The organism is Gemmatimonadota bacterium (genome assembly GCA_009692115.1).
Classification (GTDB): Bacteria; Gemmatimonadota; Gemmatimonadetes; order Gemmatimonadales; family GWC2-71-9; genus SHZU01.
In genome coordinates this window covers 14,774-30,048 of the sequence record SHZU01000014.1, presented here as the reverse complement: position 1 = coordinate 30,048, position 15,275 = coordinate 14,774, and the positions used below count along the sequence as shown (strand labels likewise).

The 15,275-nt window shown below is 64.9% G+C and carries 9 protein-coding genes; 5 read left to right on the top strand and 4 right to left on the bottom strand.

The window, feature by feature from the left end:
• Positions 1–13: 13 nt before the first annotated feature.
• Together EXR94_13810 and EXR94_13805 are read left to right on the top strand one after the other, a co-directional pair.
• Complete coding sequence (locus EXR94_13810; GenBank protein MSR03792.1) at positions 14–2,119, top strand: 3-hydroxyacyl-CoA dehydrogenase; 2,106 nt, start codon at positions 14–16, stop codon at positions 2,117–2,119.
• A gap of 13 nt (positions 2,120–2,132) precedes the next feature.
• Positions 2,133–3,308: an acetyl-CoA C-acyltransferase gene (locus EXR94_13805; GenBank protein MSR03791.1), complete on the top strand. Its 1,176-nt coding sequence runs from the start codon at positions 2,133–2,135 to the stop codon at positions 3,306–3,308.
• A gap of 123 nt (positions 3,309–3,431) precedes the next feature.
• Here the strand turns inward: EXR94_13805 and EXR94_13800 are convergent, their stop codons facing one another.
• Genes EXR94_13800 through EXR94_13790 form a run of 3 tightly spaced genes read right to left on the bottom strand, consistent with a single transcriptional unit; the run spans position 3,432 to position 7,205 of the window.
• Positions 3,432–5,054 carry a serine hydrolase gene (locus EXR94_13800; protein MSR03790.1) on the bottom strand — a complete coding sequence of 541 codons (1,623 nt, stop codon included), beginning with the start codon at positions 5,052–5,054 and terminating at the stop codon, positions 3,432–3,434.
• Positions 5,011–6,303: an MFS transporter gene (locus EXR94_13795; protein ID MSR03789.1), complete on the bottom strand. Its 1,293-nt coding sequence runs from the start codon at positions 6,301–6,303 to the stop codon at positions 5,011–5,013. Before EXR94_13795 ends, EXR94_13800 begins: the two co-directional genes overlap by 44 nt.
• Positions 6,225–7,205 carry an MBL fold metallo-hydrolase gene (locus EXR94_13790; protein MSR03788.1) on the bottom strand — a complete coding sequence of 327 codons (981 nt, stop codon included), beginning with the start codon at positions 7,203–7,205 and terminating at the stop codon, positions 6,225–6,227. Before EXR94_13790 ends, EXR94_13795 begins: the two co-directional genes overlap by 79 nt.
• Positions 7,206–7,406: 201 nt before the next feature.
• On the opposite strand from EXR94_13790, the gene EXR94_13785 reads away from it, so the two are divergent.
• Positions 7,407–10,496, top strand: coding sequence for a SusC/RagA family TonB-linked outer membrane protein (locus EXR94_13785; protein MSR03787.1), 3,090 nt, complete (start codon positions 7,407–7,409; stop codon positions 10,494–10,496).
• On the top strand, positions 10,496–11,809 hold the full coding sequence (locus EXR94_13780) for a RagB/SusD family nutrient uptake outer membrane protein (GenBank protein MSR03786.1): 1,314 nt from the start codon (positions 10,496–10,498) through the stop codon (positions 11,807–11,809). Before EXR94_13785 ends, EXR94_13780 begins: the two co-directional genes overlap by 1 nt.
• Before the next feature lie 111 nt (positions 11,810–11,920).
• On the opposite strand, the gene EXR94_13775 is transcribed toward EXR94_13780, so the two are convergent.
• A complete protein-coding gene (locus EXR94_13775; protein MSR03785.1) occupies positions 11,921–13,795 on the bottom strand; it encodes an amidase in 1,875 nt (624 codons plus the stop codon).
• Here EXR94_13775 and EXR94_13770 point away from each other — a divergent pair.
• Complete coding sequence (locus tag EXR94_13770; protein ID MSR03784.1) at positions 13,758–15,275, top strand: aspartate aminotransferase family protein; 1,518 nt, start codon at positions 13,758–13,760, stop codon at positions 15,273–15,275. The two genes, EXR94_13775 and EXR94_13770, sit on opposite strands and share 38 nt — an antisense overlap.

Sequence of the window (15,275 nt, the reverse complement as noted above, 5' to 3'; positions counted from 1 at the left end):
GAACCAGGTCCGGATGAGCGCCTCCTACGAGGTCCGCGACGGCATTGCCGTCATCACGTTAAACAACCCACCCGTCAACGGGCTCAGCATCGCCACCCGCTCGGCGGTTGCGGCCGGGATCGACCAGGTCGAAGCCGACGCATCGGTCACCGCCGTCGTGATCACCGGGGCCGGCAAGGCGTTTTCCGGCGGGGCCGACATCCGGGAGTTCGGGACCCCGAAGGCCCTGGCCGAGCCCAATCTGAACAGCCTGCTCCGGCTGGTGGAGGGGTGCCGGAAACCCGTGGTGGCGGCGATCCACTCCGTGGCCATGGGTGGGGGGCTCGAGTTGGCGCTGGCCTGCAACTACCGGGTGGCGGCACCAGGGGCCAGCATCGCGCTGCCTGAGGTCAAACTGGGCTTGCTGCCCGGGGCGGGGGGAACCCAGCGGCTACCCCGGGTCTTGGGCGTCGAAACCGCGCTCAACCTGATCGTGAGCGGCGAGCCGGTGAAGAGTGAACTGCTGGCCAAACTGCCGGGGCAGAAGCTGTTCGACCGAATCATCGACGGCGATCTGATGACCGGCGCCCTGGCCTTTGCCGCCGAGATGGGGGCCAAGCATGCCGGCGGGGCCCCTCTCCCCAAGGTGCGCGACCTGCCGGCCAAGCACCCGAACCCCGACGCCTACTTCCAGTTTGCCCGGAACACCGTCAAGGCCATGGCCAAGAATTTCCCGGCACCGGCCAAGTGCGTCGACGCGGTCGAAGGGGCGGTCAAGTTGCCGTTCGAGGCTGGCATGCAACGGGAACGGGAGCTGTTCCAGGCGCTGTACTTGACCCCGGAATCGGCCGCGCTCCGCCATGGGTTCATCGCGGAGCGGGCCGCGAGCAAGATTCCCGATGTGCCCGAGGGCACCCCGGTCCGGACCATCGCCTCGGTCGGCGTCATTGGCGCCGGCACCATGGGTGGCGGGATCTCGATGAATTTCCTGAATGCCGGCATTCCGGTGACCATCGTCGAGACCAGCCAGGAAGCGCTTGACCGCGGCTTGGGCGTCATTCGGAAGAACTATGAGGGCCAAGTCAAAAAGGGTAAACTCGATCCCGCCAAGTACGAGCAGCGGATGAGTCTCCTCACGCCGACGTTGAGCTACGACGATCTCAAGAAGGCCGATCTGATCATCGAAGCGGTGTTCGAGGACATGGGCGTCAAAGAAACGGTCTTTAAGAAACTCGACCAGGTGGCCAAGCCGGGCGCCATCCTGGCCAGCAATACGTCGACGCTTGACATGAACAAGATCGCCTCGTTCACGAAGCGCCCCGCCGACGTGCTCGGTCTCCACTTCTTCAGCCCGGCCAACGTGATGAAGCTGCTCGAGGTGGTCCGCGGTGCCGCCACGGGTAAGGACGTGCTGGCCACGGTGATGGGTATGGCCAAGACGATCAAGAAGACCGCGGTGGTGGCGGGCGTCTGCGACGGGTTCATCGGCAACCGGATGGTGGAGCACTACTTCCGGCAGGCCGGGTTCCTCCTCGACGAAGGGGCCACCCCGTCGCAGGTGGACCGGGCGCTCGAGAAGTTCGGGTTTGCCATGGGCGTGTTCCGGATGAGCGACTTGGCCGGCAACGACATTGGCTGGGCCATCCGGAAGCGGCGCTATGTCGAATATCCCAAGATGAAGTACAGTAAGGTCGCGGACGTGGTGTGCGAGGCGGGTCGGTTCGGCCAGAAGACCGGGGCCGGCTGGTACGATTACCAGCCGGGCCAGCGGGACGCGATTCCGTCACCGGTGGTCGACCAGATCATTGCCGATTACCGGAAGTCGATCGGGATTGTTGCCCGGAAGATTTCCGATGAGGAGATCGTGCACCGGCTGGTCTATGCTTTGGTCAACGAAAGCGCCCGGCTGCTCGAAGAGGGCATTGCCAACAAGGCGAGCGACGTCGACATCGTCTACCTGACCGGCTACGGCTTCCCGATTCACCGGGGCGGGCCGCTGTGCTACGCCGACAGCCAAGGTCTCTTCAATGTCGCCGAGACCATGAAGCGGTTTGCCCAAAACCCCAACGACGATGCCGCCTTCTGGCAACCGGCGCCGCTGCTCGCGAAGCTGGTGGCCGACGGCAAGAGCTTTACTTGAGAGGAATGACGACATGAGCCGTGCTGTGATTGTCTCGACTGCCCGTACCCCGCTCACCAAGAGCTGGAAGGGCGCGTTCAACATGACCCATGGAGCCACCCTCGGTGGTCACGTCGTCAAGGCTGCCCTCGACCGCGCCGGGATCGACCCGGGCCTGGTCGAAGATGTGCTGATGGGGTGCGCCAATCCGGAAGGGGCCACCGGGGTCAACATCGCCCGCCAGTGTGCGATTCGGGCCGGCTTGCCGGTGTCGGTGGCGGGCATGACGATCAATCGGTTTTGTTCGAGCGGGCTGCAGACGATTGCGTTGGCCTCGCAGCGGATCATGGCCGGTGAGGGCGACGTCTACGTCGCGGGCGGACTCGAAAGCATTTCCTGCGTCCAGCAGGAAGTGAACACGCATATGATCGCCGACAGCTGGATTGCCGAGCACAAGCCGGAGATCTACTGGCCGATGCTCCAGACCGCCGAGACGGTGGCCAAGCGGTATGCGGTGCCGAAAGAGCGGATGGATGAGTTCGGGGCCGCGAGCCAGCAGAAGGCCTGTGCCGCCCAGGACGCCGGCAAGTTCAAGGACGAGATCGCGCCGATCACGGTGACGGCCGGGGTGGCCGATCCGGTGAATGGCCTTCGGACCAAGGAAGTCACGTCGAGCGTCGACGAGGGACTTCGGCCGGGCACGACATACGACGGCATCAAGGGTATTCGGACCGCCGTACCGGGCGGCGTAGTCACGGCCGGCAACGCCAGCCAATTCAGCGATGGGGCGGGGGCGTGTGTCGTGACGAGTGAGAAGTTCGCCGAGCAGCATGGGCTCAAACCGTTAGGCCGTTTTCTGGGCTTTGCGGTGGCGGGGTGCGAGCCGGATGAGATGGGGATCGGGCCGGTGTTCGCGATTCCGAAGGTTTTGAAGCGCCTGGGCCTCACGGTCAACGATATCGACCTCTGGGAGTTGAATGAGGCGTTTGCGGTGCAGGTTCTCTATTGCGCCGACACCGTCGGGATTCCGATGGACCGGCTCAATGTCAACGGCGGGGCCATCGCGATGGGGCATCCGTACGGGATGAGTGGCCAGCGGCTGACCGGCCATGCCTTGATCGAGGGGAAGCGCCGGGGCGCCAAGCGGGTTTGCGTCACCATGTGCATTGGGGGCGGCATGGGGGCGGCCGGGGTGTTCGAGGTGCTCTAAGTCGTGAATTGTGAACCCCCTGGTGGTCCCCCGGGGCCCCGAGGCCGGCCGTCATCGAGGTCTCCCTGCGCTGGGCCCCTCCCGGCACGGACACCGCGCTCGCGATTGATCTTCCTGGCTACTTCAGGGAGGTGTGGGCCGAGTAGACTGCCGTCTCGTAAACACGGTCGGTCCGACCGTCGGCTCGACCGGCGCTGAGATCGACCCGATCGACCCATCCCCATCGGTATTGAACGTCACTCGCCACCGGAACCGGTTGTGCACCGGGTTCCCGGCTGCCGGCGCGAACCGGAACACGTCATAGTGGAAGTGGGGTAGCGGGAACTCATAGGCCCCGAACTTGAGGCGGAGGCCGTCGCCGTCTCGGCTCACCACCATGTCGCCGTAGGCTGGATGGCTGTAGCGCCCGACGTAGGCGTCGAGCGGGTGGGACGGCGTCGTGTTCGGCACCCGGCTCGCCACTTCGGCGGCCCGCTGGTTCTGGGTCATGGCGCGCATCCGGCCTCGCCGGTCGAGAAACCGGGCATTCCAATTCGCCGGCGGGAGGCCGAGGAGCCGGTCGTAGATCAGCCAGGGCAGGAAATCCCTGAGGATGGTGCTGTACATGTTGGTGAGCACCACGACGCCGAGCGAGTCGTTAGGCAGAAAACTCAGCTCGAGCGAATAGCCGTCCCAGTTGCCGGGGTGGTGGACCAGCTTGTGGCCCCGGTAGTTGGTGACCAGGAGGCCCATGCCGTAGGCCTCGTCGCCCAACTCGGGGAATTCGCCGGCTAGCGTCGTCATTGGTTGCTGCATGGCCATCTGGGGCGATTGCATGGCGCGGGCGTCGGCCCGGGCGATGAGGTCACGGCCTTCGAAGGTGCCGCCCTGCATCTGCATGATGAGATAGCGGGTCAGGTCGTCGAGGCTGGCGTGGACCCCGCCGGTCGGTGCGATCGCGTCGGTGCTCCGCCACGGGACCGGCATCAGGGTGTCCGCATCGTGGAGGGCGTAGGGAAGCGCGATATTCGGCGACTGTTGATAGGCCGCGATCGAGGTGCCCGAGTTGGTCATCCGGAGCGGCGTGAACACCGCGGCTTGCACCAGGTCTTCCCACGTGCTGCCGTTCACCTTGCCGGCCAGGTAGCCGGCCGTCGTGAACATCAGGTTCTGGTACTGCCACGTGGTTCGAAAGTCTTTATTCGGCTGGAGATATCGAAGCCGCTGGTAGAGGTCCTCCCGGCTATAGACGCCGATACCCCACATCAGATCGTGTCGCGCGAGCCCGGAGCGATGGGTGACCAGATCGCGAATCGTCATCCGCTCGGTCACCACCGGATCAGACATCCGGAAATCCGGGAGATAGTCCCGGACCTGGCGGTCCCATTCGATCTTGCCCTGCTTGGCCAGCGCCGCGAGGGCGGTGACCGTGAACGACTTGCTGATCGAGGCGATGGCGAATTTGGTGTCGGTGGTGACTGGAAGCTTGGCGGCCACGTCGCGGAGACCGTACCCCGCCATGTGAATGACCTTACCCTTGGACACAACCGCCACCGCCATGCCGGGAACGTTCCACTGGACCCGGATCGAGTCCATCAGCGCGTCGAACCCGCGGCCCCACCCCGGCTGCTGGGCAACGGACGGCCGAGCGAGCCCAAAGAGGATGGTGACGAGGGCCGCGCTGATGATGCCCGGGGTCTTGGCTTCGCGCTTCATGGTTGCCTCAATACTTGATCCGACGAGAGAGGAGCCCGAGTACCACCGCATTGAGCAGGCCGGCCACGACCACCACCATCAGCCCGCTGTCGTAGCTGCCGGTGACTTCGACCACTTTCCCGACCAGGGCCGTGCCGCCCGCCCCGCCGAGGATGATGGCCAGGCCATTGTAGAGACCGGTGGCCGCCCCGACCCGTTCCGGGGGGAGGATCCGCTGGACCAGGGCGAATTCCGCAGTTTGGTACGCGTTCTGGAAAAACAGCGAACCGGCCAAGAACGCGACCGTGACTGCCAAGCTGGTCGAGTGAGCCGCGAGGTACACGCCGATACCCGCGAGTCCGCATCCCACGCTGGCAAACTGGGCTCGGCGGTCGGTTCGATCCCCAAGGACGGCCCACACCGGAATGGCTAACGCACCGAGCCAAAACGGTGCCGACGCGCTCGCGGCCAAGTCGGCAAAGGGCACCTGGCGGCCCTTGGCGAGGTAGGTGGGAAGCCAGGTCAGGATGCCATAGATGACAATGTTACTGAGAATCCCGGCCACCAGCACCAGCCAGTAGTTGCGGTTCCGAAACACGGCCCAGAGCGGGGCGCCGTCGGTCCCGTCGCCCTGGCGGTACGGCCCATCGTCGCGGAGGAGCCAGATGACCGCGGGCAGCGCCACGAAGAAGCCGAGTGCCCCAAGGACGAGGAACATGCTCCGCCACCCGAAGTGCTCGATCAGCGGCACCATGGCGAATGGGCCCGAGACCACCGCCACTTGGACGCCCATGATGAACAGGCCATTGGCGCGCGACCGCTCATTGAGCGGAAACCACCGGCTCACGATCGCGCTCGACATCGGGAAATGGATTCCCTCGGCCACGCCGAGCAAGAACCGGAGTGCGGCGAGGGCGATGACGGTGGCGCCAAACGGGGCATTCAAGGCCGTCGCGAGGGAAAAAGCGACGACTGACCACGCCAGTGCCTTCCGCGGCCCGAACCGCTCGGCAATCGGACTCAAGATCAAATTGGCGAGTCCGTAGCCGAGAAAAAACAACGAAATCAACCGGCCGCCGTTGGTCCCAATCTCGGTGGTGGACCACCCATGCTCCTCGGCGATCTTCGGCAGCGCGAGCGACAAGGCGGAGCGGTCGAACCAATTGATCATCGTGACGATGAGCAGGGCGATCGGCATCCGCCACCGGATCGGCGAGGGAGCGGGCTCTCTGCTCGGGCTGGTCATCGAGGGGCATCTCCGGTGGTGGTCCGCCAATAGCGGGCGAGTCCGTGCCAACTGTTGATGGCGGTGGTACCCCATTCGTACATGACGGCGTCGGCCGGCGCAAGCCGCTCCCGGATTTGTGCCGCGACCCACCCGACGAATTCGGTGGCGTGCTGCTCGTCGGAGCGGCCGGTGTCGGCCAGCGAGGTCCGGACCCGGTCGGACCAGAGCGCCAATCGCGATTCCAGTTCGTCGAGGTGGGCCCCGACCGGGTTGGAACACCCGAAATGGGTCGAGAACAACCGGGCGGGATCCCAGCGCCGAAACTGATCGATGCTAGTCTGCCAGCCGGCGAGGTCCCCGTCCGGGGGTGGGGTAACCGGCGAGACGTAGTTCCGGTTCGAGTACCGATTCCCGCCGGCGTCACCGACGAATGCGGTGCCGGTGGCGTGGTCGAGGAAGCTCACGTGGTGCGAGGCGTGGCCGGGAGTATCAGCCACGGGAAACCGTCGGTCGGCGAACCGAAGGGTTTCGCTGCCGGTCAGCGCGATCACGTTCGGTGCCGGCACCGGGAGAAACTCGCCCCAGCGGCGATCCATATCCTCGCGGTAGAGCCGCCGGGCGCTGTCGAGGAGGCGGGACGGGTCGATCAGATGGTGGGCGCCCTTCTCGTGCACATACACTCGGATGGCCGGGTTGTCCCGGAGCAATGAGCCGACGGCACCGGCGTGGTCGAGATGGATATGGGTCAGCAGAATGGCGGAAATGTCACCCACGGCAACGCCGAGATTGGTGATGCCCTGCCGGAGCGCCGGGAGCGCACACGACGGGCCTGGGTCGATCAGCAGCGTCCCCACACCGGTGTCGATCACGCCGACGGCGATGATCTCGGGCCGGCCGAGGTAGTGAACGTCGACAAGATGGGTTCCGGGGGCGACCAGGGTCACGAGAAGAAGACGCCGGGCGCGACGGTTGGTACCAACCAGCGGCGGTTTCACATCGCGAGGACATTCCCGTCGAGCGGTCGTGGATCGGGGGGGGTCGGGGGGGGGTTGCGGATGCTGACTAAATGTGTGTTGTTACTTGGCAACCTCAGATTTTTCATTTAATGCGATTCGTCGCGTTCCCTTCGCGGCGCCGAATGCCGTGCGACCGTGTTACCGTGTCCCGTGTTACCACATCCACTGGGAGGACGTTCTATGGTCCGACACTTGAGGCTCCGATCATCCCGATTGGCAGCCGTGCTCGTCCCGGCTGCGCTCGGTTGGCTCCTTCTCTTCGGACTCGTGCCGTCGGTCTCGGCCCAGGCCGGAACGATCACCGGCACCGTGGTCGAGGCGAAGTCGGGGCGGCTGCTCGTCGATGCAGTGGTCGGCGTTCAGGGCACCGCCGTCCGGGCGGTCACCAATGTCAGAGGCCAGTTCACCCTCACGGGGCTCACGGGGTCGACCGCCCAGATCACGGCCCAACGCGTCGGTTTCCTAGCCGTCACGCGGCAGGCGCCGGTCGGCGGCAGTCCGGTCCGGATCGAGCTCACTGAGCTCGCGGTCAAGCTCGACGAACTTGTCGTCACGGGCACCGTGGGCGAGGCCACCTCGCGAAGCCTCGGGAACACGATCGGGAGGGTCGACGTCGCCAATACGGTTGTGATTGCGCCGCCTACCAAACTCCAGGACATGTTGTCCGTCAACGTGCCCGGAGTCCGGGTCGTCCGGGCCGCCGGGTCGGTGGGTTCCGGTGGGATTACTCGGATCCGCGGTACCGGAAGCCTGAGTCTTTCCAATGAGCCGCTGCTGTACATCGATGGCGTCCGGGTCTACAACGAGGCGGCGGTCGCAACTCAGGGATTTCAGAACTTCAGCGGCGAGTCGCCCTCTCGCATCAACGACTTGAATCCGGAAGAGATTGAGTCCATCGAGGTGCTCAAAGGGCCCTCGGCGGCTACGATCTACGGGACCGAGGCCTCCAACGGGGTGATCCAGGTCATCACCAAGCGGGGCCGGGCTGGGAGACCGGTATTCGAGACCCATGCGGCCTCCGGGTTCACCTGGTTGCAAGATCCCGAGGGCCGGTATCCCTCCGCTTATTACATGGACCACGACGGAAGCGTCAAGGAACACAACGTCCAGAGGTTCCGGTTGTCCAAAGGCTACCCCGCGATCTTCTCCACCGGCGTTCCGACGAGCCTTGGAGGCAGCGTGAGCGGTGGCACTGAGCGAATCACCTATTTGTTCGCCGCGGATTTCAATCGTGAGGAAGGGTACGTCAGCTACAACTCGCAGAACAAATACAATGCCCGCGCCAACCTCAGCTACCGTTCGACCAACGATAAGTTCAAGATTGATCTGAGCCTCGGCACGCTCCGTTCGGCGACCCACAGCGCCCAGGCATTCCAGCCAATCACCACCTCCATCGTGTGGGCTTGCGTCAACAACAGCTGCCGGCCCACTCAGGCCAATCCGTCCACCACCGGCTTTAACGACCCGAATGGTGGTCGCGGCTTCACCTTCTACCGGCCCGAGGACTACGCGGAGACCAACGCGTACGACTACATCGATCGGACCAACTTCAGCGCGAAGTTCACTCACCAGCCCTTTTCCTGGCTTCAGCACCACCTGACCGTCGGGCCGGACTTCGTCAACAATAACTCCGATAATCTGGTCGAGCGGCACGCGGACTCTCGCCGGCCGTTCTTCAGTGCCAGCAACGGTCAGAAGACCCAAGGGGAAAACCGAACGACATACCTCACCATCGACTACGGCGCTTCGGCAACCTGGCAACCCACCGCCGGACTGACGACCACGTCATCGGTTGGAACCCAGTATTACTATAAGCAATTGGCGTCACTCTACGGCGAGGGCCTGAACTTCGCTATTCCCGGTCCAGGCAATATCAATGGGGCCGCCCAGCGCTCGGCCTCCGAGTCATTTCTAGAGAACAAGACGTTTGGCGTGTACGTCCAGGAGCAGCTCAGCTGGAAGAACCGGAGGTTCTTCACCGCGGCGCTTCGGGGCGACGGCAACAGCGCCTTCGGCAAGAGCTTCAAGGCGGTCTACTATCCCAAGTTCAGCCTCTCCTGGGTGGTCTCTGAAGAGCCGTTCCTGGCCGATAAGAGCTGGATCCCGCAGCTCAAGATCCGGAGCGCCTGGGGCAAGGCGGGTCAGCAGCCGGACGTCTTCTCCGCGCTCCGGACCTACCAGGCCAAGGTCGGCCATCTTGGAGGCGGGGTGGTAACCCCCCAGAACTTCGGCAATTCGGACCTCAAACCCGAAGTGGGGCAGGAGTTCGAAATCGGCTTCGATGCCGGCCTGTTGAATCAGCGGGTGGGCATCGAGTTCACCTACTACGACAAGAAGATCGACGATGCGATCTTGAATATCCCGCTCAAGCCGTCAGGCGGGTTTCCGGGCTATTCGTTCGTGAACATCGGCCAGACGAGAAACAAGGGAATCGAGCTCGCGGTCGACGTCAGTCCGGTTGCCGCCAAGAACCTCGGCCTGGATCTCCGGTTCACGATGGCCAAGAACGACTCCAAGATCACCAGCATGGGGGGCCTGCCTCCGGCGATCGCCACCTGGGCCTCCCAGTACAATGTCGAAGGCTTCGCTCCAGCATCGTTTTTCTTGAAGAGGGTGGTCAGCGCTACCGTGGTCAAAGTGGCGAAGGAAGTGCCGACGGCAACTAACATCATGTGCGAGGGTGGTAAAGATCTGGGTGCGGGTAACGGCGCCATCGTCCCGTGCGCCGATGCGCCCCGGATCTATCGGGGCAACCCTACGCCGTCGTGGAGTGGCAGCGGCAGTGCTACCCTGACCATCAGCAAGCGACTCCGCCTGCTCGCGTTGGTTGATTATCTCGGTGGCAGCACCACCGACGTCGGCGATGTCGGTTTTGGACACCTGTTCTTCTTAAACTCCAAGTCGATCCTCACCGGCGACGATCCGATCCTCACCGGCTACTACGGCTTGCTCCAATCGGGATACGGTGGCGCGGGGGATGCCGCCGGTCTCTTCAATTCCGGCTTTGCCAGGCTCCGGACCGTGTCGGCCAGCTATGAGTTGCCGGCCCGTCTTTCCCGCTGGGTCGGCGCCTCACACGGCTCCTTTACCGTATCCGGTGAGAACCTCGCGTTCCTCTGGCGGGCCCAAACGGAGGGACACGGGACCAAGTGGATCGATCCCGAGATTCATCCTAATTTTGCGGGCGACGTCACTGGCAGCCAAGGCTACGCTCAGGAGTCGTTTGCCCAAGCGGCGAGGATTCGGATGTCACTCCGGTTCACATTCTGATGACGACACACTGCGTCAGGGAGACATACCACATGCGGACCAATCACCATGTTCCTGGGGGCCTGACCAGGCTCCTCCGCCCCGCTACCGGACTCGTGATCGCGATCGTCGGACTAGCGCTCGGGGCCTGTAGCAACCTGCTCGATGTCAAGTATCCTGGTCGGATCCCGTTCGACCAACTCAACAATCCGGCGCTCGCCGAGGTTCTCGCGAACGGTGTGGTCGGCGATCTCGAGTGCGCTTACAACAACTACGTCGGCGGAACCTCTGTCCATTCCGATGAGTATGAATCGGCGAGCGACAACGGACTCCTCGCCAACTGGGGCGAGCGCAACATTACCAGCGAAAACGGCGATTACGCCGTCGGTCAGTGCGAAGCGGGCTCCTCGGACTTCGGATTGCATGTGCCGATGCAGGTAGCTCGCTTTCAGTCGGAGGACGTGTTCAAACGCCTTGCCGCATGGACCGATGCCCAGGTGCCGGGCCGAGTGGGGCTCCAAGCCATGGTGCGGGCGTACGGTGCCTACGCCTATACCTTTCTCGGTGAGACCTATTGCACCGTCGCCCTCGACGGCGGAGCGCCCGGGCCCCCGGCCGCCGCGCTCACCATTGCCGCGGCCCGTTTCGCTGAGGCCATCGCCCTGGCCGGGCAGGCCGGATCGGGGAGCGCGGATCTCATCAAGTTGTCGAACGTTGGCCTGGCCCGGGTCAACATGAATCTCAAGAATTGGGCGCAGGCGGCCACCTTCGCTGCCAGGGTTCCCGCCGGCTTCGAGTTCTTCGCGGATCGCGGTATCGAAAACGACCGCCGGTGGAACAAGCTCCACTACTTCGCGACCGATCTGGGCGCCTTCGTGGTCTCGAATGACTATCGGACCATGAACGATCCGCGGGTTCTTGTGAAAAATCTCAATAAGCCCGCCTTTAATCCCTACATCAACCTCTGGGTCACCACCAAGTACTCCGGAATCGCCGATCCCATTCGGTTGGCCAGCTACCGGGAAGCTCGCCTGATCCTCGCCGAAGCCAACGCGATGCTCGGGGATGTGACGGGAGCAATGGCCATCATCAATGCGAGACGGGCCGAAGTCGACTTGCCAGCGCTGGCGGTGGCGGGCGTCAACCAAGCAGCAGCCGTGAATATTATCATCGAGGAACGGCGCCGGGAGTTGTCATTCGAGGGAGGGCATCGCATGAACGATCTGATCCGGAAGAACATCCCGTGGAAGGTGGGGCGGAATCCGTTCACCAACCGCCCCTACGGCGCTACCACCTGCTGGCCGACGCCGGTCGCGGAGACCAACGGTCGCTGAGTCTGGTCCCGGAGCGGAGGGGCCGGATGCTCGGCTCCTCCGCGTCTCCGATCGGTGGTCCACCCCCGCCCGTGCTTCCGCCCGATACCCTCGACCTTCCCTAATCCGATTCTACTTCGGCGCCGGCAAGGCCACCGACGCCGACGGGAGACCGCCCGGCTCGCCGGCCGTGAAGAGGTCCATGGTGAGCGCGCCCGCGTCGAGGGCGGTTCGATTGATCCCCGTCAGCACGAGCTCGCCGCTCTGGCGCAACTCGCCGGGGCCGAGTAACCGTTGGATGACCGGCCCGCTCGATCCAATCCGGGTGCGGCGCAGCACCACGGCGTCGACGGACCCGGCGGCCACGCCGGCCACCCTGACGTCATAGCGGAGCGTCCCGCGCGAGGGGTCGAAGCGGAAGATTCCCGTCGCCGAGCCGGGTCTGGCGCGGGCCGTGATGGTGAACGAGACCGCTGGCGGTGCTCGACCGGCCACCAGCGCGGGGGCGAAAGGCGGCGAGCGGCGCCGGGGACCTAACGCCTCAAAGGCGCCGGCAATGGCCACCAGCTTGGGATCCTCGAATGGACGGCCAATCAGCTCGAGGCCGACCGGAAGACCGTCGGCGGTAAAGCCGGCCGGCGCGGCCAGGGCGGGGAGTCCCGACTGCGCACTCAGCTGGCAGGTGCCGCCGGTCTGGGGATCGCCGATCAGGACTGGGCGACGCTGCATGGTCGGATACACCAGGGCGTCGAGCCGGAGGCTGTCGAGCACGGCGACGATCCGGTCCCGAAGCACCGTCCGCTTCGCCATCGCCCTGCGATACGCCTCGCTGTCGCGCGACGAGACCGTGTCCGCCCGGCGAAGCCGAGCCTCCATCGCGTCGTGGTAGAGGCCCCGATCCAGAAGCTCGGCGAGCGAGCCGGCCGGCGCGCCCGGGATCCGAGCCAGGAAATCGGTCAAGTCGTATTTGGTCTCGAAGTTGAGAACGCTGGTGCCGGCCACGATCGAGTCCAATCCCGGGATGGTGACCTCCACGATCTCGGCCCCGGCGGCCTTCATGGCCGCCGCCGCCGCTCGCACGGTGTCGCGAATGTCCTGATCGGCCTCGGCCAGGTAGGGGGCGAGGAGACCGAGTCGGACGCCGCGGAGCGAGGCGAACCGGAGGGCCGCGACGAACCGGGGAACCGGCCGGTCGCGAAGGACCGCGGTGTTTGAATCGGCCGGGTCGTACCCGACACTCACGTCGAGGGCAATGGCCAGGTCCATGACCGTGCGGGCCAATGGTCCCGCGATGTCCTGGGTGTGGGAGAGCGGCAGGATGCCGGTTCGGCTCACCAAGCCCTGGGTGGGCCGGAGCCCGAAGAGGCTGTTGTAGGCCGCGGGGATCCGAATCGACCCGCAGGTGTCGCTCCCCCATCCCACCGCCGCGAAACTGGCCGCCACCGCCACGCCGGTGCCGCCGCTCGACCCACCCGGGCACCGACGGGGGTCATAGGGGTTTTTGGTCTGTCCGCCTAACGACGAAATCGAGGTGATGCCGGCCGCCAGCTCGTGCATGTTCGTCTTGCCGATCACGATCGCCCCCGCTGCCCGGAGCCGGGCCACGATCGGCCCCTCGTCGTCGGTCACGAGGCCGGCCAAGCCTAACGATCCGCCGCTGGTTGGCATCCCGATCGTCGTGAAGTTGTCCTTGAGCGCGACCGGAATGCCGTGGAGCGGGCCCCGGACCCGTCCGGCCTTCCGTTCCCGGTCAAGGCCGGCCGCCTCGGCGCGGGCCCGGGGATTCGTGCGCAGAAGACTATTGAGCCCAAGCCAGCCGGCGTCGAAGGCGGCGACCCGGGCCAGGTAGGCGTCGACCAACTGGACGGAGGTGACCCGGCCGGCCGTCAGCGAGGCCTGGAGCTCGACGATCGATTGTTCGAAGACCTGAGCCCCGACGGGAGCCTGGGCGGTGGCCGGACCGGCGCCGATGGCGGCGATCAGGAGGTATGCTCGCGGGCTCGACATAGTGACACCTTGGATCGGGATGGACCTAATTCGCTGCCTGAAGATCGAAAGTCAAGCGACCGGATCGGTTGAGCGGATGTCGCCGCCCGCGACCGTTGGTACCAACGGGCGACGACCTCGTGTCCCGAGAAGCATCCCGTCGAAATCACTCCGAAGGAGCCTCATGACCTCGGTTTCGAGCCCCACCGAACAACTCTACCGGGAAGCCCTGAAATACATCCCGGGCGGTACCTCTCGGCTGCATTACCATTATACGCCCTTTCCGATCTACGCCCGGTCGGCGGGCGGGTGCCGGCTGATCGATGTCGACGGCGTCGAGCGGGTCGATTTCCTCAACAACATGACCTCGTTGATTCACGGTCACGCCCATCCGGCGATCGTGGCGGCGATCGTCGCCCAATTGGGGCGGGGAACGGTCTGGTCCGAACCCGGCGAAGCGGAGGTCTTGCTCGCCAAAGCGATGGTCGAACGAGTGGCCAGCCTCGACCAGATTCGGTTTGCCAACTCGGGCACTGAAGCGGTGATGTTGGCCGTGAAGATGGCTCGGGCGTTTACCGGCCGCGCCAAGATCGCCAAGTTCGAGGGAGGGTATCACGGATACTACGACTACGTCCAGGTGAGCTTCGGCGGCACGCCGGCCAATTGGGGGCCGGAGGATCAACCAGCCAGCGCTCCAACCACCGGAGGTTTGCCGCCGTCTCTCCTCGACGAGGTGCTGGTCGTTCAATACAATGATCGGGCCGCGGTCGAGCGGTTGATGCAACAGCATGGTGGCGAGCTCGCGGCGCTACTGGTCGATCCGATGTCGGTCCGGACCGGCGCCCCAATGCCGGAACCGGGTTTCCTCGAGTTTCTGACCGAGATCACCCGGCAGTACGGGGTGGTGTTGATCTATGATGAAGTGATCAGCTTTCGGGTGGGGTACCACGGGGCCCAAGGCCGGTATGGCGGTACGCCGGACCTCACGACATTCGGCAAAGTGATGGGGGGCGGCCTCCCAGTCGGCGCGGTCGGTGGCCGGATCGAGTTGATGGCGATGCTCGATCCGACCAAGGGCACCCCGAAGGTGCTGTCCGGCGGTACGTTCAGCGGTAACCCGCTCACGATGGTGGCCGGGCTCGCGGCCCTCGAGGATTGGACCCCTGCCGCCGTCGATCGGCTCAACGCCATGGGCGAGCGGCTCCGCCGGGAGGGCAACCAAGCCTTCCATGACGCCGGTGAACGGGGTCAACTCACCGGGGACGGTTCCTTGTTCCGGATCGTGCTGACGTCGGATCGAATCACCAACTACCGGAGCGGGGTCCGGAACGCCCAACCGGCGGCCCGAATGGCCGAGTTGCATCGCCGCCTGATGGGGTCCGGGATTATCATCGGGAAGACCGGCCTCGGCTGTCTCTCGACGCCGATGACCGACGCCGAGGTGGATTCCTTCGTGACGGCGCTCAAGACCGCGCTGGCCGGTATGACCCGAACCAAGTAG